Here is a 21465-nt window from a genome sequence, read left to right as displayed (position 1 = left end):
CTCGACTTTACGTGCTGTAAATGAGCATTTGATTCGCGTTGCTCACCCCTTCGGGGCCGCAGCAAAGGCTGCCCCAGTAATATCGAGCGCAGTAGTTTTTCAGAGGGTTCCACGATTACCTGAGGATTTAGAATGAAGGCTCTGCCACGCTGGTATTTGATCGTTGGGTTTGCACTGTTGGCGTGGTTGCTCTATCTACTTGGGCCAATGCTGTCTCCCTTTATTATTGCCATTGTGTTGGCCTATATGGGCGATCCGCTGGTTGACCGGTTGGAGCGCCTGAAGGTTTCACGCACCTGGGGTGTGATCATTGTCTTCGCTATTTTCAGTCTGGTATTGACCATCTTGCTGGTGGTATTGGTCCCGCTGCTGGGCAAGCAGCTGGTGCGCCTGTACGAGTTGGTGCCGCAGATGATTGACTGGACGCAACACATTGCACTGCCTTGGGTGCAGGCGAAGTTTGGTCTCAATGACAATTTCTGGCGCCTTGATCAACTCAAGGGCGCGCTCTCTGACAACCTGGGGAAAACCACAGACATTGTCAGCATGGTGGTTAAAAAGGTGACAGCCTCAGGCATGGCTTTGGTGGGCTGGGTGGCCAATCTGCTGCTGATTCCGGTGGTCAGCTTTTATCTGATGCGCGACTGGGACGTGATGATGGTAAAAGTCCGCTCAATGCTGCCGCGTCATCAAGAAGAAACCGTTGTTAAGCTGATGGGCGAGTGCCATGAAGTGATTGGCGCCTTTATGCGTGGGCAGTTATTGGTGATGCTGGCGCTCGGCGTGATGTACGCAACAGGCCTGATGGTGATCGGCCTTGAGCTTGGTTTGTTGATCGGGGTCTTTGCAGGTCTGGCCAGTATTGTTCCGTACCTGGGTGTATTCGTTGGTATTTCATCTGCACTGATTGCCGGGCTCTTCCAGTTTGGCCTCGATCCCTATCCGTTGCTGGCCATTGCTGCAGTCTTTGTCGTGGGGCAAATGCTCGAAGGCATGCTGTTAACACCATGGCTGGTAGGTGACCGCATTGGCCTGCATCCAGTTGCCGTGATTTTCGCGATCATGGCTGGCGGTCAACTATTCGGTTTTGCCGGTATTCTTCTGGCTCTTCCCGTTGCTGCGGTGATCATGGTCTTACTGCGTCATGCTCATGATTTTTATAAACAATCTGGTACTTATAATAATGGCGACGTAATTGATTGAGTTTAATCAGTGGCCATAAAAAGAGTGAGGACTGCTCAGAATAATACACGGCAAACCGGCAACGTCCTCATCACTGGATCATGAGGATACACTGCACCTATAATGTTTTAGCACTCAAGCATTGCCTATTAACCAAAAGGATTTGGTATGAGTCGGAAGATGATCGGCATTGGAGCACCAACCACGACTGGCGGACGAGTATTAGAAGGCAACTCTGGTATTAGTATCGATGGGTCTTTTGAAACGTCATCAATAGGGCATTTAGGGAACCTCTGAAAAAGGTAGCGAGCGACGATAGGACAAGGCAATAAACTGCGAAAAAGCGGAGTTTACCTGTTGTAAATGAGCATTTTGAGCAGTTTTTTAACGCAGTAATATCGAGTGCAGTAGTTTTTCAGAGGTTCCTTAGCGAGTTGCCCGGCCTGCAGTGCAGGCAAAGGGCCAATAGTTGCTGTCGGCCCTCGAACAGTCAACTTGCCAGCCGGCCCGGTTGCACTGGAAGGCGACTATGTTGCTTGTGGCTGTCCACCTCAATCAAACAAAGTACTATCAAGCCAATCAAGTGTCTATGGCGGCGCAGAATCTAATACTGCTCCATTCCAACCAGTAGCCCCACCCTATAATCAAACCAAGTCGATCAACAAAATCTATATGTCATACGGACAAGAGCAAGCACCGATAAGCTCTGCCTCTAGATTTTATGTCGATATAAATATTCATATTAAAACCTCTGGTTACGCAGCAGGAGAAACCGTCTCGGCGACCATAACCGAGCCTATTTCACGCACGCTGACCGGCACAGTTGGTGATGATGGAGTTGCAACAATACCGCTATTTCTTGAACAAGAAGCACTCGACATGGAGGGTAGTATCTAATGACTTCTTTAGTCGTACACGCTGGACAGGAATCCACGTCTATCGAGATTCGTAGACCTCGCTTCAGCAGCCTTTGGAGTGCTTACGCTGCGGTAGGAAATAAAAATTCATTAGATGTGTACACGCTCATTGGTGGGGGTGTAGAAGCGGCAAGAGCTGAGAATCCTGCGGCATATGCCAACGCGTGTGCTTTACGAATGAGCTGGGGACTTAATCATGGCGGATTCAGAATACCCAAAGGAACTATTATTCAGAATAAGCCTATTTACAGGCTGGCTGGAAAAGACGGGCTTCCATATATATTAAAAGTTTCAGATATAATCGAATTTTTGAAATTCAACTGGGGAGAGCCAGACCAAACGTTCAAGCCACAAGAAAGCGCATTACTTAGTGGCAAAAAAGGTGTCATTGTCATGACCGTTTCAGGGTGGTCTGATGCAACGGGGCATGTAACTCTTTGGGATGGACGCACGACCGGAGACTCAAGCGACTACCATCGTTTGGATAGCCACACCTACGAAAATCCAAACGTAAAACTCATAAAAATTGATTATTGGGAGCTCAAAGGGTGAATCGTTTAATTTGCTGTGTTTTAGTTTATATTTTAATTCCTGGGGCGCTAGCGGTTGCTGACAGTGACCTCGATGATGCCCGAACCCAACTTAAGAATTATGGGCTGGCCAACTGTATTGTTGAGCAATTCAAAGGCAAATCAGATATAAGATCCGACATCAACCTAGCTATAGGAGCATACTCGCCAATTGGGGCGGGCAAGTACATTATTAAGCAAAATGAAGACACCTTGGAAATAATATACAACCCCTACGTTGAAACAAAAAAATTTGTATTGGATGCGTATAAAAAGGCACACGCCATTTTCAAATCTTCTGGCGAGCAAAATGTTTTTCATTCGTGCCTTGAAATCTATAACTCTGATGCGTTCGACCAGTTCATAAAAGCTCAGGATAAGTATCTATCCCATGCCCCAGCCTAAGTAACTCGCCCCTTTCTTTAGGGTAAAGCCATAATGAGAGGCGGAATGATCAGGGAAGACGCAAGGGCCGCTCCTGTGGATAGGTAATTACGTTCAGCTTCTCGTGGGTAATTCACTATGGTTTCTATATGAATCAAAGGTGTTGAGGCAGGCCACGTTTTAGTTTCTCTGCCAGTAAGATCTTGGGTTAATGGCAATGTGGAAACGGGCAGAGTCAGTGGGTTGGCCTCGAGAGTCTATGTGCCGAAAACGTAGCGCCTTCATGTACAGGTTCGAGCCGCCGAGAGGGCCTAAGCTGTTGAATTAAGCTGCAAAATGCATCAATGACATCCTCTGCCGAAGACTATAAACTTCTCGCACTTTATGGAGAATCTCCAGCTAGCGCTTAGATGAGCCGCAAAACCCAGTATGAAACCGATCCAGCTGCCATTAGGTGTGCGTCTGCGTGATGACGCCACGTTTGCCAACTTCTACCCAGGCGCCAATGCCGCGGCGCTGGGTTATGTTGAGCGTCTGTGTGACGTTGATGCGGGCTGGACGGAGAGTCTTATCTATTTATGGGGCGCGCACGGCGTTGGTCGCAGTCATTTGATGCAGGCGGCTTGCCTGAAGTTTGAGCAGCGCGATGAACTGGCGGTGTATTTGCCCTTGGCCGATGTAGCCATTCACGGCATCGCTCTGCTCGACAATCTTGAGCGTTGTGAACTGGTCTGCCTTGATGATTTGGAGGCCGTTGCCGGTCAGCCGATTTGGGAAGAGGCGCTGTTCCATTTGTTCAATCGGTTGCGCGACAGTGGCCGCAAGCTGTTGCTGTCGGCCAATACCTCGCCCCGTGAACTGAAAATCAAGCTGCCTGACTTGAAGTCGCGCCTGACCCTGGCGTTGGTATTCCAACTGCAGGGGCTATCCGATGAAGATAAATTGCGCGCCCTGCAACTGCGTGCCTCGCGCCGTGGGCTGCATATGAGTGAAGAAGTCGGGCGGTTTATCCTCACGCGTGGCGAGCGCAGCATGAATGCGCTATTTGACCTGCTTGAGGAGTTGGATCAAGCGTCGCTGCAAGCCCAGCGTAAATTGACCATTCCCTTTCTCAAAGAAACTCTCGGCTGGTAAAAATCTGCTTTGAAGCGACTGCGCTTGCTGATACTGCGTTGAATAGCTACCCGAAAATGCTCACTTACAGGAGTAAGCTCCGCGTTTCAGGCAGCCATTCGCCTTGTCTGAGCTGCGCTCGTTACGCTTGAAAGCCAGATTTTAAGCTTGGATATAGAAGCGCATAGGTTCTTTGCTGGCTGGGTTGCATTCTGCTTTGAAGCGACTGCGCTTGCTGATACTGCGTTGAATGGCTACCCGAAAATGCTCACTTACAGGGGTAAGCTCCGCGTTTCAGGCAGCTATTCGCCTGATTATTGTTCGCCTGCCAGTTTGCGGTCGTACTGGAAGCGCCAGCGGGTGTAGAGCAGGGCGCTACAGAACAGGGCAAAGCTGATGACCGTCTCCAGCGCGCCGTATAGCGCTCTTGCCGGGTCGATGGCGGCCAGGATTCCCTGAATAAAATACAGGTTGATCACAAAGCATAGCCAGGCATGTGCACGGGCATTGCCGAGAACAACACCCGGTGCCAGCAGTAACAGCGGCACCAGTTGAATGCTCAGCACCACCCAGATACGTGCGCCATGCAGGTCAGCGAACGCAAGGTTCCAGAGGGTGATCAAGACCAGCAGTGCGATGTAGTTAAACAGGCTTAGCGCGCGACTGAGCTTCACGCGGGGTTCCAGCCACGACAATTCTGGCAGTGGCTTCTTTTGTTTAGCCACGTGGCTTCTCCAATTTCTGAGCTGTTTCAGCCAAGCGCTGACCAAGTGCTCTGCACAGGCTTTTCTCGTGCTCGTCCAATGCGCGCTTGCCGTCTGCGCCTGCGTGGTGGCTCGGGCCATAGGGCGTGCCGCCGCCACGGGTTTCAAGCAGGGCTGATTCGCTGTATGGCAAACCGGTGATCAGCATACCGTGGTGCAGTAGCGGCATCATCATCGACAGCAGTGTGGTTTCCTGACCGCCGTGCAGGCTGGCAGTCGAGGTAAACACGCCTGCCGGTTTGCCTGTCAGTGCACCGGTTAGCCAGAGGTTACTGGTGCCATCAAGAAAGTATTTAAGCGAGGCTGACATATTGCCAAAGCGCGTTGGGCTGCCAAGGGCCAGGCCGCTGCAGTTCTTCAGGTCGTCCAGGGTTGCATACCGGGCGCCTTGTTCCGGAATCTCAGGGGCTGTGGCTTCGCACTCAGTTGAAACGTTTGGCACGGTGCGCAGGCGTGCTTCCAGCCCGGTGCTTTCGATGCCTCGGGCAATTTGCTTGGCCATTTCGCTGGTTGCGCCGTGGCGGCTGTAATACAAGACCAGAATATAAGCTGCGCTCACGGCAATATCTCCAGGACGCGCTCGGGTGGGCGACCAACCACGGCTCGGTTACCTGCGATCAGAATCGGTCGTTCGATCAGTTTTGGGTGAGCAACCATTGCTGCAATCAGCTCAGCTTCGCTGAGATCCTGTGCGGCGAGGTTCAGCGTTTTGTATGCGTCTTCGCCGGTGCGCAGCAGGTCGCGGGCACTGATTTCGAGTTTGCCCAGTACTTCATTGAGCTGCTCGGCAGTTGGCGGCGTGTCGAGATACAGGAGGATTTCGGGTGTTAGGCCGCGCTCCTGCAAAAGCTGCAATGCAGCGCGTGATTTTGAACAGCGCGGGTTGTGGTATAGCGTTAAATCGGTCATGTGCGGGTTCGTATCTTGCGTCAGGTGGCGACTATTCTAACCGTGTCGAGCGTTGATGTGCGTAGCCCTGTGTGCAGTAAAGCCTTGCTTTGGGTTGTCGATTAAGGGCACAACTGACTCATATCAAGGAAAATGCGTGGCTATACTGCGGTCAGCTAAGGAGAAGGCATGCGCCAACAGTTAAGAGAATGGCTCGAGTTCTGGCGATTTCTGTTCCAGCGGTTTTTTGCCGATCAGGGGACTAGCAATGCGGCTGCTCTGACCTACACCACGCTGTTTGCTGTGGTGCCGATGATGACCGTCACCTTTACCATGCTCTCGGCGATTCCAGCTTTTCAGGGCACGGATGAGCAAATCCAGAACTTCGTGTTTCGCAATTTCGTGCCTTCGGCGGGCGAGACTGTCCAGGAGTATTTGCGCAACTTCACGGTCCAGGCACGTCAGCTAACCTGGATTGGGGTGATTATCCTGGCGGTTACTGCATTTTTAATGCTGGTGACCATCGAGAAAACCTTCAACACCATTTGGCGCGTGCGCCAAGCGCGGCGTGGCGTCTCGAGCTTCTTGCTGTATTGGGCGATCCTCAGCCTGGGGCCGATCCTGCTCGGCGCAGGGTTTGCTATCAGCACCTATGTTGCATCCTTGTCGTTGATGTCTGGCCCGGATGCATTGATCGGGGCGAAGACCCTGCTGCGTTTTATGCCGCTTATCTTTAGCGTGGCGGCTTTTACCTTGCTTTACGCGACTGTTCCCAATGCACAGGTGCCACTCAAACATGCGCTGATTGGCGGTCTGTTTACGGCGGTGTTGTTTGAGGTTGCCAAGACGATATTTGGTTTGTATGTGCGTTTCTTTCCGGGCTACCAGCTTATTTATGGGGCGTTCGCCACTGTGCCGCTGTTTTTGCTCTGGATTTATTTGTCTTGGTTGATTGTGCTATTTGGCGCTGAACTGGTGTGCAATCTCTCATCGTCCTACCAGTGGCGGCGCTTGGACATTCCGAAGATTTTGTTGGTAATGGCGGTTTTGCGTGTTTTCTATGAGCGGCAACAGTCGGGTTTGAAAGTTCGCTATCGCGATGTTCGCCGTAAAGGTTGGCGCTTACCTGAGCATGAATGGGAAGAGGTGCTGGGGTTTCTTGAAAATCAGCGGCTGGTCACGACCAGTGGGGCCAGTGCCTGGGTGTTGATTCGCGATCTCAATAGTTTTTCTTTGCAGCGGCTGATCAGTCAAAGCCCGTGGCCGATGCCGCAAATTGAGCAACTGCCTGAGTCATTGGATGAGCCTTGGTATCCGGCACTGCGCGATGTGCTTGAGCGCTTCCATGAACAGCAGGCGCAGTTATTTGAGGGTAGCCTGGCGCAGTGGTTAAAGCCTGCAACGACTGACAAATAGTGTCAGTTTACGGCGAACTGCCGCTCGCCCGGGCCACAGCTATTGCCAGTATGCGGCATGCGCCGGGTAAGCCAAGGCTGGCATGCTTCTGGCAATGCTTCTGACAATGAATTGGATAAATGCCTCGGTCGCATTGCGGCCTGGGTTGTCGGGCTGGTGGTTTTAGCTGGGCGAGATCAGGCAAGTATTCGATCTGTGATAAAGCAGACAATCAGGGGGCTTAACGCTGGGTATGAGTAAAAAACAGGGCAAGGTTGTACCACTGTGTGCCTATGATTCGGATGCAGCGCTTGAGCGGCTGAACCGACTGACTGGGCTGCGCTTTGCCCATTGGCCTGAATCACTTGTCGCACATGCTCACACGTATACCGAGGCTGTTGAGTCGGGCACTGCAGAGTCTGGGGTTGTTCTCGAATTAGGCCGTCAAGCCAGCGCTTGATGGCTTGCGCTTGCTTCGAGTTCGGCAGCTTGTACAAAGAGTTCTTCAACCGTCAAGGCTTGGAAGCTCACTGCGCTGCGCAGTTGCAGCTGCATGTCTTCGATCTGCTGCTTGAAAGGTAGCCGCGCAACACCGGACAGCATGATCTTGTTATGGGCGTTGACCTGGCCATGATCAATCGCAATTTCACGCCGCTTGCCAGCGTCTGTATAGGTCACAAACAGCGATGCAGGCAAGTTGGCCAGCCCTGGAACATGCAGCCAGACTGCCACGTTGTATTCAGCGATGCGCCCCTCGAAAGCACTCACTTGTTGGCGTGCGCTTTTGACTATTTGAGAGGGAACGGGGCCGATCAACGTGTCGTGTGGCTGAGGCATTTTGGCATCCGGGCTGAGAGCTGATTTCTACATCACCATTGCAGCAAATTATAAACCTCGCCGTGCGCTACAAACTGTGCGCTCAAGCGAGGTCCGGCGTGATCAGTCTCGCAGATTTAAGGATTTGCCAAGACGCCTAGGGAGCCTCTGGAAGGTAGCGCAGTCGTTCTCAGAGATGTCTTAGTTCAGGCCCATTGGATGGCGACTCACCAAGGGTGTGCTGAGGTTGGAGGCGGGCAGCGGCAGGATCTTCTGGCTATTAGAGTTGGCGAGCTGCAGCCATAGGCTTTCGCCCTCAACAAACTGGCCAAGCGGCAGCCATAAACCGTGATGCCAGCCGCTACCAATGGCCGGTGTACTTTGCAGCAGCCCCGGGTGGGTTTGAGCAACCGGTGCCCTGCGCAGCCAGACCGGACGAGGTAGACCTTTGAGGTAGCGCAGGCCGATATGCAAGCCCGCCGGGTTCAGGTGACGCCAACGTACCAATGCCAACGTGGGTGTCTCGCTGCTGTTGACAATAAGTACGAGCTGACCGACTTGCAGCGCTTTGGCTCGATCCGGGTTGCAGAGGATGCGGGCACCGCCTGGGCTGGCGTCAACTACCTTGACCTCGGTGCGAGGCGGACGCTGCCCCAGCAGTTGTGCATGGATCGTATTGAGTCCAACCAGTAAATCACAGTTCGATGGCGTCTCAGCACGCTCATGGCGCCGTTGCTGACGCCCCATCCAGTGTTGTTGGACATGGTTGAGGACGTTGCTCTCGGCAGCCGTTCGCAGCGGGGCAGGTTCGTGCAATGCAACCAATAGGGCGCCAAGCTCGAAACGGCGCAAGTACTGGGGATCGCCCGCCACAGGCTGATCAAAACTCAAGCAGGGTTGTGACTCGCTGAGGTCAACGACCGGCCCTTCGCTGTCGTCGTCTTCTTCCCAGGGCAAAAGCCGCGCTAGCCCTGTAATCGGCGCCAGGGCGCTAAATAGCAGCAGGCACTCGCCTTCGTGCAGGTGAAACGGGTTACTCAGAGCCATTAGCAGCATTTGCTGGTAAACGCCGCGCAGCGTTGGAGAGGGCGCAGGTTTGAAGGCGGCGGCCACAGGCTCATCCAGGCAGGCTTGATATTCGCCGATCCAATAGAGCAGGTGGCTGTCACGCCACAGGCTTGGCGGCGGCTCTTGATAGACCTGGTAATGGCGCAGTTGGGTCTGTGCCAGGAAATGCTGCGCCATATACAGGCACCACGCCAAGTGTGGGCGCGACGGGTTACGGCCTTGCAGGATTTGCAGTAATAAGCGTTTAAAGCCAATTGCCAGTTCGCTGCACAGGTGTATGTACATCAGCGGCGGCGGTATGTGGCTTTGTTGGGAAAGCGAGTAGTGGCGATATTCATCGCTGAAGTTTTGCAGCGCACGCTGTCTTTCGAGTAAGGTCATCGTGCTGCGATTGAGCCGAAACAAAAGGCTGACGACCTGCTCCAGGGCAGCGTCAAGCGGCTCTGTGCGAGCCTTGCTGAAGCATTTTGCGAGCTCAGACTGTGGCACGCCTTGTTCATCAATGATGTCCGGCACCTCCAGGCGCAAGGCATCGAGTGTCATATCAACCCTGCCAGCACGAGGATCGAATACATGGCTGCACAACTCCAATGGGTCATTCGTATAGTTCTAGGCGCATTTGCAGTGGTCGTCCTGACAGCATGCTCAGACGCGACTGGTGTTGACCAGTATGGACGCAAGGTACCTGCTGAACGGATTGAAGGCCAGTGGTTAGTTATCAATTATTGGGCCGAGTGGTGCGCACCTTGTCGAACTGAGATTCCGCAGCTCAATGCCCTGGATAAAGAGTTGGCTGGTAAGGGCGTCAGTGTCCTTGGCGTGAACTTCGATAATTTGCAGGGCGCCGAGCTTGAAAAGGTCAGTGAGGCGTTGGGCATCACCTTTACAGTGTTGGCCAACGATCCCGCCGAGCGTTACAAATTACCGCGCAGTGAAGCCTTGCCGGTGACTTATATCATTGATGATAGTGGACGTACGCGTGAGCGCTTGCTGGGTGAGCAGACTGCAGAAGGCATCAAGACCAAACTCGCAGAGCTAAAGGCTGAAGGCTAAAACGATATGAGCAATGAACTCGAAACTAGAGCCAGTTTGCACGGTTACATCAGTGGTCGGGTGCAAGGCGTGGGTTTCCGCCAGGCGACGGCAGAACAAGCCGAGCAGCTGGGTATTGATGGCTGGGTGAGGAACTTGCCGGACGGCCGGGTCGAGGTGATGTGCGAGGCTGAAGGGCAAGCTTTAGAGGCGATGCGCAAATGGCTTGAGCACGGCCCGAAAAAGGCCAGAGTCGAGGCTGTTGAGCTGACCGAGCAAGGCGTTCAGGGGATCGCCGGTTTTATCATTCGCTGAAGTGGCGACCCCTGTTTCACTTGAGTATCGGCTGCCCGTATAAGCGAGCCGCTTTAGCGTCTAGTCGCTACCGGGATCGGCGACCAAGCGACCAGCATCCTTGGTCAGTGAGCGCAAGAATGCTTCTTGCAGCTCGGGGTCGTTGCGCGTCAGTTCGATCAGGCTTTGTTCAAGCTCGCTGGCTTCCTCTTCGAGGCCCAGTTCGGAAAGCCGTTTGACGCGATGCACCCACTGGCGAGTGTCATCGCCTTCCAGGTCATCATAAATAAGCCCGTGTGCCTCGTTGAGCTTGCCGCGCAGCGTGCGGCTGACCATCAGGCTGGCATCTGCTCGAACATCGCTGTCCGGGTCCTCGACACTGATCAGCAATGAGCTGACGCGGCTGATATCCTGTTCGGCAAATGGGCTGTCGAGCAGGTTGATACGCAGCACGCCGCCGCGATCAGTCGAAAGCTCATGCTGTTCATCGCCAGCCTTGACCAGCACCGGGCGTTCAGACCAAGGCAGGCTCGAATACTCGAGCCGGGCATCCTGGCGCTGCTCGTCGATACTGGCCAGGTTTTGCTGGGAGCGGCCGTTGGATTGCACATTCATAAATGGGTTCAGGCCGGCAAAGCCGTAGCTGATCCAGTCTTTGGTGGCGGTGTCTGGCAAGCTGCCCAGCAAAACCACATTCAATACATTGGCACCCACGCCAGCCACTACGGCTAGAGCGCCGAGCGGAATTTCGTACAACTCGCGCCAAGGCTGATAGGGCGTGTAGCGGTCGTATTTACGCGTGACTTCAAAGGCGGTGACTTCAAAGGTCTTTTGCTCATTTATCCGAACGCGGCGCTGCGGCAGTTCAAGCACGCCGGGTTGCCCCGCGTCTATCAGCAGGCTGTGGTCGAGTAGTTTGCGCTCGATACGTTCCTCATGCTCACTGCGTTGAGGAAGTTGGTTGGCGCAGCCGCTCAGAAAAACGGCGCCGCAGAGTGCGGCGCCGCCAAGGCGTAAGGTGTTTCTATTGAACATGATTGCTCTTGCTATTGGCTGAAATCAGCGGCTGATACGTGCTTTGATAAACGACAGGATGTCAGCGGCTGGAACGGCTTGAGCCTCAGTGTCGAGCCGGCTCTTGTATTCCAGGTTGCCTTCAGCAAGACCGCGGTCACTGACCACGATGCGGTGCGGGATGCCTATCAGTTCCATGTCTGCGAATTTGATGCCCGGACTGGTCTTTTTGTCACGGTCATCAAGCAATACTTCGTAACCGGCAGCGGTCAGTTCGGCGTAAAGCTTGTCAGTTGCTTCGCGAACAACCTCGGTTTCGTAGCGCAATGGCACCAGGGCGATCTGGAAGGGCGCCAGGGCGTCATTCCAGATAATCCCGCGCTCGTCTGAGTTCTGCTCGATTGCAGCGGCGACAACGCGCGACACGCCGATACCGTAGCAGCCCATGCTCAGGGTGACTGGCTTGCCATTTTCACCCAGAACTTGGCAGTTCATCGCTTCACTGTACTTGGTGCCGAGCTGGAAGATATGACCCACCTCGATGCCGCGCTTGATCACCAGCGTGCCTTTGCCGTCTGGGCTTGGATCGCCTTCGACGACATTGCGCAGATCTGCAACCTCTGGCAACGGCAAATCGCGCTCCCAGTTAACGCCAAAGTAGTGCTTCTCTTCGATATTGGCGCCAGCGGCAAAGTCGCTCATCATCGCCACCGAGCGGTCGATGATGCAGGTGATTGGCATATTAACCGGGCCAAGTGAGCCTGGGCCTGCGCCAACAGCGCTGCGAATTTCGTCTTCTGTGGCGAAAACCAGCGGGTTTGCAACCTGTTCAAGATTGGCTGCCTTGATTTCGTTGAGCTCATGGTCGCCACGGATAATCAGGGCAACCAGGGTGCCTTCTTCGGTGCCGTGGGCAATCAACGTTTTGATGGTTTTTTCGATTGGCAGGTTAAAGCCAGTGATCAAATCGTTGATGGTCTTGGTGTTTGGCGTATCGACCAGGCGCAGTTCTTCGCTGGCTGCGCCGCGCTCGGTTTCACGCGGTACAGCTTCGGCTTTTTCGATATTGGCGGCGTAATCGGATGCATCGCTGAACGCGATATCATCTTCTCCAGACTCCGCCAGCACATGGAACTCATGGGAGCCAGTGCCGCCAATCGAGCCGGTGTCAGCCTGCACTGGACGGAAATCAAGACCCAGGCGGCTGAATACATTGCAGTACGCCTGATGCATGCGGTCGTAGGTTTCTTGCAGGGACTCTGGGCTCGCATGGAAGGAGTAGGCGTCCTTCATGATGAACTCACGGCCGCGCATCAAGCCAAAGCGTGGACGGATCTCGTCACGGAACTTGGTCTGGATCTGGTACATGTTGATTGGCAGCTGCTTGTAGCTGTTGAGCTCATTGCGCGCCATATCGGTGATGACTTCTTCGTGGGTCGGGCCTGCACAAAAGTCACGGCCATGGCGGTCCTTCATGCGCAGCAGTTCTGGGCCGTACTGTTCCCAGCGGCCAGATTCTTGCCACAGTTCGGCGGGCTGGATACCTGGCATCAGCACTTCGAGTGCGCCTGCGGCGTCCATTTCCTCGCGGACTACGCGTTCAACCTTGCGCAAGGTGCGCAGGCCCATCGGCAGCCAGGTGTAGAGGCCAGAAGCTAGTTTGCGGATCATTCCGGCGCGCAGCATCAGCTGATGGCTGACGACGACGGCATCGGATGGGGTTTCTTTTTGTGTGGCGAGCAGGAACTGACTAGTACGCATGGTTGACCGTTCTGTCTGTTGCAAGGGCAATTAATTGACCGGCATTGTACGGTGCCTGCACTGAGACGTATAGGATGCAGCTACGCACAATAAGGAGGATTAGGATGTCGGAACTAACGGCTGAGCAAGTACAAGCACTTATCTGGTCCGGATTGCCGCAAGCTGAAGAGATGCAGCTGACCATCGACCGGCTTGATTCTGAAGGCGCCTTGGCGCGCGTACCCTTCTGCGCAAGATTGGTGCGCCCCGGCGGCACTATTTCGGGGCCGACTATCATGGCCCTGGCGGATGCGGCGATGTATGCGGTGGTGTTGGGTCGATTGGGCCGCGTTGAAATGGCGGTGACTTCTAACTTGAATATCAACTTCCTGGTCAAACCAAAAGCGGTCGATTTATTAGCGCAGGCAAAAATATTGCGTTTAAGTCGGCGCCAGGCGGTGTGTGAAGTCGCATTGTATTCGGCGGGCAATGAAGATGAGCTGGTCGCCCATGTGACGGGAACTTATGCGCTGCCTATTTAAGACCATAGTGCTGTTTATATATCGCCAGGCGATACAGTATTAAATAATAAAAAACCCGGCCGAGGCCGGGTTTTTATAACGCTTACAAACTAACCGAGGATTACAGCACGTCCAGCGGGTAGTCCATGATCAGACGGAAATCGTTGATATCGCCGCCGTATGCATTGCTAGAACGGTAGAAGGCGTTACGTACACGGAAAGACAGGTCTTTCGCAGCGCCATCTTGAATTACATACTTGGCTTCGATGTCGATTTCGCGCTCTTGAGCGTCGGTGCCAGTGCCAACATCAATGTTGTCACCAACGATGTAACGGGTCATGAAGCTCAGACCTGGTACGCCATAGCTGGCCATATTGATGTCGTAACGTCCCTGCCAAGAGGTCTCGTCTTTGCCGTTGAAGTCGGAGTATTGAACCGAGTTCGCCAGGTAGATGGTGCCGCCGCCGTCTACACCGTAGACGTAGCCAGCATCACCAGTAGAGCGCTGGTGAGCAACAGTGAAGGTGTGCGCGCCGATATTGTAAGCAGCTGCCAAGCTCCAGATATTGTTGTCAACTTCGCCATAGATTTCGTCGCCATCACCCTTGGTGTGGTAACCATTGAGGTCGAAGTTGATGCTCTGCTCTTCAGTGATAGGCAGGTTGTAGTTGACGTTCAGGTAGGTCTTTTTGAAGTAGTCTTCAACGTCGGAGTAGTGCACGCCAGCACTGAGGTTATCAGTGAAGCTGTAGTTTGCACCGTAGATGTTGGCTGACTTCAAGCCAGTACCGTCAATCGTGTCGCGACCGGTAGCAACCTGGCTGCTCATTGCAGTGAAGCGACCAGCGCTCAGTTCCAGGCCTTCAATTTCGTTGCTGACCAGGTAAGTACCGGTAGCAGATTCAGGCAGGATACGGCTGTCGTCTGTGCTGAATACTGGGCTGGCAACAAACATGTCACCGTATTTCAGGCCGGTATTGGATACGCGGAATTTGATCGCGCCGCCAGCTTGGGATTGGGTTTTCTCGTAGTTGCTTTCGCTATCTGCCGAGAACAGGCCGCTGCCGCCGTGACCGCTACCGCCATCCAGCTTCAGGCTGCTCAGGGTGAAAGCGTCAAAACCAACACCGATGGTGCCTTGGGTGAAGCCCGATTCAAACAGGGTACGCAAGCCCCAGCCAGTTTCCTCGCGGTAACCGCTGTCACCTTTAGGAGCTGATGGGTTAGGCCCATTGCGGAAATCACGGTTCATGTACAGAACACGGTTGAAGATGTCGAAGCTGCTATCTTCAAGAAAGCCGTTAGATTCGGATTGGCTAGAGGCGAAAGCCATTTGAGTGCTACCCGCGGCTACTGCCAGGGCCATTACGCTCCACTTCATCACTTGCATCGTGACTGCTCCTTTGGTTTTTTAGAAGAGTTGTGCTGCCCAATTAATTATTGTATGGGCGGCTCTTTCTTTTTGTGTCGGCGCTAACTTATAACACGCAGCCATTATTGGCGATAGTTGCCACCTGCTCGTTGCTAGTTCTTTTCAGTGATGTCGCAAATACTGATGAAGCATGTCGCAATTTTGTAGGTTTCACTTGTGTTCTAAAATAACGCCAACGGATCTTGTAATTGTTCACTTATAAAGCCCTGATTGCGGCCTTGCTACGCCGCATTCCGAGCGTTGTCGCAGAACCAAGCAAAAGTCGTGCTCAAAATGCAATCTTTGCCAAATTCCTTGATCATCATTTCCGCTCTTGCTGGCGGCTGGCTGATCTGGGGCCATGTTATAGCTAGTCTTTGCGGGCCTCACAAGCATTTTTTCTTGAAATTTCAATGCTTGAGACGCTGTTTCAATTTTGTATCTGCAGTTTGCCCCGGTGTCTGTCTGGGGTTTGTCCCAGCCTAGATTTAACAGGCTATTTATTACCGAAGGGAACAAAATGGTGCATCCAGATGCCTGCCAGAAATTGTCCGTGCAACCTCTTGGTGCGCGCCATGGCTGGTTATTTTTTGAGCGATTTCGCGGCTTTTGCGCTTGAATTCGTCTCAGCGCGTATCCTTACGCCTCGGCTATAGGGTACAGGCTGTTTGATTACAATTTTGTTACTACCATTTTTACGAGGTTATTTATGTTCACGTTGGATTCACGCCTGCACAGCGATACCAAGGTTGTCGGCGATTTCCCGCTGTGTCGTTTGCTGTTAATGAATGATGCCAACTACCCATGGTTTATCCTGGTGCCACGGCGTGAGGCAGTGACTGAAGTGTTTGATCTGGATGCGGCGGATCAGCTTTTGCTCTGGCAGGAAACCTCGCAGCTTGCGGCGTTCTTAAAGCAAGCGTTTGCGGCAGATAAAATGAATATCGCGACCTTGGGCAATATGGTTTCCCAGTTGCATATGCATGTGGTGGTCCGGCGCACAACCGATGCTGCCTGGCCAGCACCTGTCTGGGGGAAGGCGCCTGCGCAGGCCTATACTGAGGCCGAGATCGCCGACCTTCGCCAGCGCCTGAGTGCAGCAAATTTTGCAGGTTTTAGCAGTGTCGGAGTATGAGCATGGATATTGAAAGCCGCGTAGTCGAGCTCGAGACGCGTTTGGCGTTCCAGGATGACACCATCCAGTCACTCAACGATGTGCTGGTGGAGCAACAAAGGCGTATCGATCACCTGCAGTTACAGGTAGCAGGGTTGGCCAAGCGTCAGGAAGAGTTGACCGGGCAAATTGAGATTTCAGAGGATGAGGCGCCGCCGCCTCACTATTGATGACTGATCGATACCTACAAAAAAACCCGCAAAGTGCGGGTTTTTTTGTATTTGCCGGTTAGCGCCGTCCGGGCGGTGCGGCGATCACATCTTCAGCTTGCAGGCCTTTGTCGCGTTGCATTACCGAGAACTCAACACGCTGGCCTTCGACCAATACGCGGTGGCCTTCACCGCGGATTGCACGAAAGTGCACGAAAATATCGTCGCCTGAGTCGCGGGAGATGAAGCCAAAGCCCTTGGACGTATTGAACCACTTGACCGTGCCGTTTTCACGGTTGGCATCGGTGGGGGATGATATTGACTGGCGTGACGAGGCGAACCGCAGATTGATGCACAGGTGCAGCAAAACACCGGCGGCCAGTACCAGTAGGCTGAACAGTGTGGCTGGCAGATGGGCGATCACCGGCAGCGGTGCAACTAGAATCAGTGCTTGCAGTACGGTGGCGGTCAGTAAAAGCACGGATACCAGATTTTGCAGTGCACTGCGTGATCCGGCGTGCCAGATAGGGAGTTGAGGCGCTAGGGTGAGATTGAGGAGGCCAAACAAGGCAAGGCATAGCGCATCGGCGTGTTGCAGGAATGCCGGGGCGTGATTTGTAAGGCTGGGGACAAAGGATAGAAGCAGGGCTGCTAGACCCGTCAGTAGGTGGACGATTTTCAACATGTTTAATGAGCTCACTTGATTTAACCAATCGCTAGGAAAACTGACTGCGTATGCGTTGCCGTAGATGTGAAAGGCGTGGATAGCGTAAGCAGGCAGGCGTGCTAATAAATGCCAAAAGCGGAGTCGCTAGCACGGAGGCGTATTTAACAGTAAAGGGCGAGGGGACTCAATGCTGCTGACGCGGCTGTTCCCGGCTTTGCTGGCCGGTAAGTTTCAGCTGATATAAATGACAAGGCCCGAATATGTCGGGCCTTGTGGTATTGCGACGTAACGCTCGATCAGGCAGCGAGCAGGCTGCGCAGCATCCATGCGGTTTTTTCATGGACTTGCATGCGCTGGGTCAGCAAGTCGGCGGTGGGCTCGTCGTTGACCTTTTCCAGCAGCGGGAAGATGCCGCGAGCGGTGCGGGTCACAGCTTCCTGGCCTTGAACCAGCAGCTTGATCATTTCCTCGGCGCTTGGGATGCCTTCCTCTTCCTTGATCGAAGACAGGCGCGCATAAGCTGCGTAGGTGCCTGGAGCCGGGAAGCCAATGGCGCGGATGCGTTCAGCAATGTCGTCAACGGCAACTGCCAGTTCGGTGTACTGACCTTCAAACATCAGGTGCAGGGTGTTGAACATCGGGCCGGTGACATTCCAGTGAAAATTGTGGGTTTTCAAATACAGGGTGTAGGTGTCTGCCAGCAGGCGAGAAAGCCCTTCGGCGATTGCTGCGCGATCCTGTTCGGCGATTCCGATGTTGATTTCCATACCTTTTATCCTCTCAGGTTGGGCGTGAATTGGGTGCCCTAAATATGGGCAAATTCTAGCATTGGCAGTATGGCACTGTGCCCATGCTTGTCTCAATGGGTGTCATTGCTTGAGTCTATTTGGGGGCTTTTGGTTCAATAATTGTTAGCGATGGACTGGCAATGCGGGTCTGTTTGGCGGTGTATTCAGCCGCCGACCAAGTCGAGTGATCCGGTCTGTGATCGAATAGCCGTAGCGGGGCGGCTGCATGTAGCGGCTTAACCATATATAATCTCGCGCTTTGCCGAGATCTGCAGCTCGTCCGCGATCAGCTGACATCGATGCATACGGCCAGATTTGCCTGAAGCTAAATGTTGGACGCTGGGCGTCCCGGCGTGCAGCCTACGAATTCAAGACTCAAGAGAAGCGATTACCATCATGATGCGCAGCCACTATTGCGGCCAGTTGAACGAGAGCCTGGACGGTCAGGAAATTACCCTTTGCGGCTGGGTTCACCGTCGCCGTGACCACGGCGGGGTTATTTTCCTCGATATTCGTGATCGTGAAGGTCTGGCTCAGGTAGTGTTCGATCCTGATCGTGCTGAAACCTTTGCTGTCGCCGACAAGGTGCGCAGCGAATTTGTGGTCAAGATCACCGGTAAGGTGCGTTTGCGCCCAGCTGGTGCAGGCAACTCAAACATGGCCTCTGGCGCGATTGAAGTGCTCGGCTATGAGCTGGAAGTGCTGAACGAAGCTGAAACACCGCCGTTCCCGCTCAATGAATACTCTGATGTGGGCGAAGAAACGCGCCTGCGTTATCGCTTTATCGACCTGCGTCGCCCTGAAATGGCGGCCAAGCTGAAGTTGCGTTCGAGCATTACCACCAGCATCCGTCGTTACCTCGATGAAAATGGCTTCCTCGACGTAGAAACGCCGATCCTGACCCGTGCGACTCCTGAAGGTGCGCGCGACTACCTGGTGCCTAGCCGCACCCACCCCGGCAGCTTCTTCGCATTGCCGCAGTCGCCGCAGTTGTTCAAGCAGTTGCTGATGGTTGCTGGCTTTGATCGTTACTACCAGATTGCCAAGTGCTTCCGTGACGAAGACTTGCGTGCCGATCGCCAGCCGGAATTCACCCAGATCGACATCGAGACCAGCTTCCTCGATGAAAAAGACATCATGGGCATCACCGAGAAGATGGTGCGCCAGCTGTTTAAAGAGGTGCTTGACGTCGAGTTTGGCGAGTTCCCGCACATGACGTTTGCCGAAGCCATGCGTCGTTATGGTTCGGACAAGCCGGATCTGCGTAACCCAATGGAGCTGGTTGATGTTGAAGACCAGCTCAAAGACGTTGAATTCAAGGTATTCAGCGGCCCGGCCAATGATCCTAAGTGCCGCGTTGCTGCGCTGCGCGTTCCGGGCGGTGCGAGCATGCCGCGCAAGCAGATCGACGACTACACCAAGTTTGTAGGGATCTACGGCGCTCGCGGCTTGGCCTACATCAAGGTCAACGACCGCGCCAGCGGTGTAGAAGGCCTGCAGTCGCCAATCGTGAAAAACATCCCGCTGGAAAACCTCAATGTGATCCTTGATCGCGTGGGTGCGGTTGATGGCGATATCGTCTTCTTCGGCGCCGACAAAGCCAAGATCGTCAGCGAGGCCCTGGGCGCGCTGCGCCTGAAGCTGGGCACTGACCTGGACCTGCTGACCTGCGAGTGGGCGCCAATGTGGGTGGTTGACTTCCCGATGTTCGAAGAGAACGACGACGGCAGCTTCAGCGCGCTGCATCACCCGTTCACCGCGCCCAAGTGCAGCCCGCAAGAGCTGGAGGCCAACCCGGCCACCGCGCTGTCGCGTGCGTACGACATGGTGCTTAACGGCACTGAGCTGGGTGGCGGTTCGATCCGTATCCACCGTAAGGAAATGCAGCAAGCTGTGTTCCGCCTGCTGGGTATCGAAGCGGCTGAACAGGAAGAGAAGTTTGGCTTCCTGCTCGATGCGCTGAAGTACGGTGCGCCGCCGCACGGTGGCCTGGCATTCGGCCTGGATCGTCTGGTCATGCTGATGACTGGCGCGCAGTCGATTCGTGAAGTGATTGCCTTCCCGAAAACCCAAAGTGCTGCCTGCGTGATGACGCAAGCGCCGGGTCTGGTCGATAACAAAGCGCTGCGCGAACTGCACATTCGCCTGCGTGAGCAGCCAAAGGCTGAGTAATAAACATTGGGCGCCCGCGTTAAGTGGGCGCCCATAAGTAATAGAAAGCGGAGTTGTTATGGCGGGTCATTCCAAGTGGGCAAACATCAAGCATCGCAAAGGGCGTCAAGACGCCAAGCGCGGCAAGATCTTTACCAAACTTATTCGTGAGCTGACAGTTGCAGCAAGTCAGGGCGGTGGGATTCCGGCAGACAACCCGCGCCTGCGTCTGGCCGTCGACAAGGCCCTGACCGCAAACATGACGCGTGACACCATTGATCGCGCCATTGCCCGTGGCGTGGGTTCGACGGACGGTGAGAAAGTCGAGGAACTCAGCTACGAAGGTTACGCGCCAAGCGGTGTGGCCATCATCGTTGAGGCCATGACCGACAACCGCAACCGCACGGCCGCCGAGGTGCGTCATGCCTTTACCAAGTGCGGCGGTAATCTCGGCACCGACGGTTCGGTTGCCTATATGTTCGAGCGCAAGGGGCAAATCAGTTTTGCACCGGGCCTGGAAGAGGAGGCGCTGATGGAGGCGGCTCTCGAGGCGGGTGCTGATGATATTGTGACCAACGATGATGGTTCGATTGACGTGTTTACTGCGTTTGTCGACTTTATCGCGGTGAGTGAAGCGCTGACGGCGGCGGGCTATAAAGCTGAGGAATCGGAGGTGGTGATGTTGCCATCCACCTATTCGACGCTTGAGGATGTCGATACGGCGCAGAAAGTGCTTAAGTTGATCGATATGCTTGAAGACTTGGACGATGTGCAGAATGTCCACTCCAATGCCGAGATTCCTGACGACGTCATGGCCCAGTTGGGGTAATGAAAAAGCCGGAGTAAGTTCCGGCTTTTTTAATTGATCGGCGTTTTGTTGTTACCTGAGAGCCTGCTGTTATGACACTGATTCTAGGGATAGACCCAGGTTCACGGATCACCGGCTACGGTGTGGTGCGCGACACCGGGCGCACCTGCGAGTATGTTGCCTCGGGCTGTATTCGTACAGGCAATGGCCCGCTACCCGAGCGCCTGCAAATTGTGTTTCGCGGCGTGCGCGAGGTGATCGAAACCTATGGCCCGGTGACGATGGGCATCGAGCAGGTATTCATGGCGCGCAACGCCGATTCTGCGCTCAAGCTGGGTCAGGCCCGTGGCGCGGCGATTGTCGCGGGGGTCGAGGCGGGGCTGGATATAAGCGAATACACTGCAACCCAGGTCAAGCAGGCCATCGCTGGCACGGGTGGTGCAGACAAGGAGCAGGTGCAAATGATGGTCATGCACTTGCTCAAGCTGGTAAAAAAACCACAGATTGACGCTTCAGACGCCTTGGCCATTGCCTTGTGCCATGCCCATCATCGTCAAAGTCTTATTCCCCATGGTCTGGCCGGTGCTAAACGACGTGGCGGGCGCCTTCGTTTGTAGTTT

24 protein-coding genes and 1 pseudogene are annotated in these 21465 nt (G+C 54.2%); 14 read left to right on the top strand and 11 right to left on the bottom strand.

Going from position 1 to position 21465, the window contains the following annotated elements:
• The first annotated feature begins 132 nt into the window (after nucleotides 1–132).
• From AACY26_RS12225 to hda, 5 genes are all read left to right on the top strand, one after another.
• The gene (locus AACY26_RS12225; RefSeq protein WP_339514363.1) at nucleotides 133–1203 is read left to right on the top strand and encodes an AI-2E family transporter; all 1071 of its coding nucleotides are present in this window, start codon (nucleotides 133–135) and stop codon (nucleotides 1201–1203) included.
• A 474-nt stretch (nucleotides 1204–1677) separates the two neighbouring features.
• Complete coding sequence (locus tag AACY26_RS12220; RefSeq protein WP_339514361.1) at nucleotides 1678–2079, top strand: hypothetical protein; 402 nt, start codon at nucleotides 1678–1680, stop codon at nucleotides 2077–2079.
• Nucleotides 2079–2651 (top strand): type VI secretion system amidase effector protein Tae4, encoded by a 573-nt coding sequence (locus AACY26_RS12215; protein WP_339514360.1) that lies wholly within the window; start codon nucleotides 2079–2081, stop codon nucleotides 2649–2651. Before AACY26_RS12220 ends, AACY26_RS12215 begins: the two co-directional genes overlap by 1 nt.
• Nucleotides 2648–3073, top strand: coding sequence for a hypothetical protein (locus AACY26_RS12210; protein WP_339514359.1), 426 nt, complete (start codon nucleotides 2648–2650; stop codon nucleotides 3071–3073). Before AACY26_RS12215 ends, AACY26_RS12210 begins: the two co-directional genes overlap by 4 nt.
• A 408-nt stretch (nucleotides 3074–3481) precedes the next feature.
• On the top strand, nucleotides 3482–4186 hold the full coding sequence (hda, locus tag AACY26_RS12205) for a DnaA regulatory inactivator Hda (RefSeq protein WP_339514358.1): 705 nt from the start codon (nucleotides 3482–3484) through the stop codon (nucleotides 4184–4186).
• 293 nt (nucleotides 4187–4479) lie between these two features.
• On the opposite strand, the gene AACY26_RS12200 is transcribed toward hda, so the two are convergent.
• From AACY26_RS12200 to arsC, 3 genes are read right to left on the bottom strand one after another with little or no spacing between them, the layout of a single operon-like run.
• Nucleotides 4480–4890 (bottom strand): DUF2069 domain-containing protein, encoded by a 411-nt coding sequence (locus tag AACY26_RS12200; RefSeq protein ID WP_339514356.1) that lies wholly within the window; start codon nucleotides 4888–4890, stop codon nucleotides 4480–4482.
• On the bottom strand, nucleotides 4883–5488 hold the full coding sequence (wrbA, locus tag AACY26_RS12195; protein WP_339514354.1) for an NAD(P)H:quinone oxidoreductase: 606 nt from the start codon (nucleotides 5486–5488) through the stop codon (nucleotides 4883–4885). The genes AACY26_RS12200 and wrbA overlap by 8 nt, the downstream gene beginning before the upstream one ends.
• Nucleotides 5485–5838, bottom strand: a complete 354-nt coding sequence (gene arsC / locus AACY26_RS12190) for an arsenate reductase (glutaredoxin) (RefSeq protein WP_339514352.1) — start codon at nucleotides 5836–5838, stop codon at nucleotides 5485–5487. The genes wrbA and arsC overlap by 4 nt, the downstream gene beginning before the upstream one ends.
• 168 nt (nucleotides 5839–6006) lie before the next feature.
• On the opposite strand from arsC, the gene AACY26_RS12185 reads away from it, so the two are divergent.
• A complete protein-coding gene (locus AACY26_RS12185; protein ID WP_339514350.1) occupies nucleotides 6007–7233 on the top strand; it encodes a virulence factor BrkB family protein in 1227 nt (408 codons plus the stop codon).
• 423 nt (nucleotides 7234–7656) lie between these two features.
• On the opposite strand, the gene AACY26_RS12180 is transcribed toward AACY26_RS12185, so the two are convergent.
• Both AACY26_RS12180 and AACY26_RS12175 read right to left on the bottom strand, forming a co-directional pair.
• Nucleotides 7657–8049, bottom strand: coding sequence for a hypothetical protein (locus AACY26_RS12180; RefSeq protein WP_339514348.1), 393 nt, complete (start codon nucleotides 8047–8049; stop codon nucleotides 7657–7659).
• 180 nt (nucleotides 8050–8229) lie between these two features.
• The gene (locus AACY26_RS12175; protein WP_339514346.1) at nucleotides 8230–9639 is read right to left on the bottom strand and encodes a PilZ domain-containing protein; all 1410 of its coding nucleotides are present in this window, start codon (nucleotides 9637–9639) and stop codon (nucleotides 8230–8232) included.
• 30 nt (nucleotides 9640–9669) lie between these two features.
• Between AACY26_RS12175 and AACY26_RS12170 the strand changes: the two genes are divergently transcribed.
• Both AACY26_RS12170 and AACY26_RS12165 read left to right on the top strand, forming a co-directional pair.
• Nucleotides 9670–10149: a TlpA disulfide reductase family protein gene (locus AACY26_RS12170; RefSeq protein ID WP_339514344.1), complete on the top strand. Its 480-nt coding sequence runs from the start codon at nucleotides 9670–9672 to the stop codon at nucleotides 10147–10149.
• A gap of 6 nt (nucleotides 10150–10155) precedes the next feature.
• Nucleotides 10156–10443 (top strand): acylphosphatase, encoded by a 288-nt coding sequence (locus tag AACY26_RS12165; protein WP_339514342.1) that lies wholly within the window; start codon nucleotides 10156–10158, stop codon nucleotides 10441–10443.
• A 60-nt stretch (nucleotides 10444–10503) separates the two neighbouring features.
• Here AACY26_RS12165 and AACY26_RS12160 read toward each other — a convergent pair whose 3' ends face one another.
• Complete coding sequence (locus tag AACY26_RS12160) at nucleotides 10504–11457, bottom strand: hypothetical protein (RefSeq protein ID WP_339514340.1); 954 nt, start codon at nucleotides 11455–11457, stop codon at nucleotides 10504–10506.
• A 24-nt stretch (nucleotides 11458–11481) separates the two neighbouring features.
• Nucleotides 11482–13197, bottom strand: coding sequence for a proline--tRNA ligase (locus tag AACY26_RS12155; protein ID WP_339514338.1), 1716 nt, complete (start codon nucleotides 13195–13197; stop codon nucleotides 11482–11484).
• A 104-nt stretch (nucleotides 13198–13301) separates the two neighbouring features.
• On the opposite strand from AACY26_RS12155, the gene AACY26_RS12150 reads away from it, so the two are divergent.
• Entirely contained in the window at nucleotides 13302–13718 is a 417-nt protein-coding gene (locus AACY26_RS12150; protein ID WP_339514336.1) for a PaaI family thioesterase, read from the top strand.
• 100 nt (nucleotides 13719–13818) lie between these two features.
• Here the strand turns inward: AACY26_RS12150 and AACY26_RS12145 are convergent, their stop codons facing one another.
• Nucleotides 13819–15087, bottom strand: a complete 1269-nt coding sequence (locus AACY26_RS12145) for an OprD family porin (protein WP_339514334.1) — start codon at nucleotides 15085–15087, stop codon at nucleotides 13819–13821.
• A gap of 730 nt (nucleotides 15088–15817) precedes the next feature.
• On the opposite strand from AACY26_RS12145, the gene AACY26_RS12140 reads away from it, so the two are divergent.
• Nucleotides 15818–16243, top strand: coding sequence for an HIT family protein (locus tag AACY26_RS12140; protein ID WP_339514332.1), 426 nt, complete (start codon nucleotides 15818–15820; stop codon nucleotides 16241–16243).
• A 2-nt stretch (nucleotides 16244–16245) separates the two neighbouring features.
• On the top strand, nucleotides 16246–16452 hold the full coding sequence (locus tag AACY26_RS12135) for a SlyX family protein (protein WP_339514330.1): 207 nt from the start codon (nucleotides 16246–16248) through the stop codon (nucleotides 16450–16452).
• A 58-nt stretch (nucleotides 16453–16510) separates the two neighbouring features.
• Here AACY26_RS12135 and AACY26_RS12130 read toward each other — a convergent pair whose 3' ends face one another.
• The 3 genes and pseudogenes from AACY26_RS12130 to AACY26_RS12120 all read right to left on the bottom strand — a co-directional run bounded on the left by AACY26_RS12130 (nucleotide 16511) and on the right by AACY26_RS12120 (nucleotide 17865).
• Nucleotides 16511–16750 carry a cold-shock protein gene (locus tag AACY26_RS12130; protein WP_339515138.1) on the bottom strand — a complete coding sequence of 80 codons (240 nt, stop codon included), beginning with the start codon at nucleotides 16748–16750 and terminating at the stop codon, nucleotides 16511–16513.
• Between the two features lie 45 nt (nucleotides 16751–16795).
• Nucleotides 16796–17116 (bottom strand): annotated as a pseudogene (locus tag AACY26_RS12125) (cold shock domain-containing protein membrane protein); the annotation flags it as partial.
• Nucleotides 17117–17394: 278 nt separating this feature from the next.
• The gene (locus AACY26_RS12120; protein WP_339514328.1) at nucleotides 17395–17865 is read right to left on the bottom strand and encodes a Dps family protein; all 471 of its coding nucleotides are present in this window, start codon (nucleotides 17863–17865) and stop codon (nucleotides 17395–17397) included.
• Between the two features lie 417 nt (nucleotides 17866–18282).
• Between AACY26_RS12120 and aspS the strand changes: the two genes are divergently transcribed.
• The 3 genes from aspS to ruvC all read left to right on the top strand — a co-directional run bounded on the left by aspS (nucleotide 18283) and on the right by ruvC (nucleotide 21462).
• Nucleotides 18283–20058, top strand: a complete 1776-nt coding sequence (gene aspS / locus AACY26_RS12115) for an aspartate--tRNA ligase (protein WP_339514326.1) — start codon at nucleotides 18283–18285, stop codon at nucleotides 20056–20058.
• A gap of 58 nt (nucleotides 20059–20116) precedes the next feature.
• Entirely contained in the window at nucleotides 20117–20866 is a 750-nt protein-coding gene (locus tag AACY26_RS12110; protein ID WP_339514324.1) for a YebC/PmpR family DNA-binding transcriptional regulator, read from the top strand.
• A 71-nt stretch (nucleotides 20867–20937) separates the two neighbouring features.
• The gene (ruvC, locus tag AACY26_RS12105; protein ID WP_339514322.1) at nucleotides 20938–21462 is read left to right on the top strand and encodes a crossover junction endodeoxyribonuclease RuvC; all 525 of its coding nucleotides are present in this window, start codon (nucleotides 20938–20940) and stop codon (nucleotides 21460–21462) included.
• The last annotated feature ends 3 nt before the right edge of the window (nucleotides 21463–21465 follow it).

This window comes from Pseudomonas sp. RL_15y_Pfl2_60 (assembly GCF_963970595.1).
In the GTDB taxonomy this organism is placed as follows: domain Bacteria; phylum Pseudomonadota; class Gammaproteobacteria; order Pseudomonadales; family Pseudomonadaceae; genus Aquipseudomonas.
The sequence above is the reverse complement of the archived record's forward strand: the minus strand, read 5'-3'. Positions and strand labels throughout refer to the sequence as shown.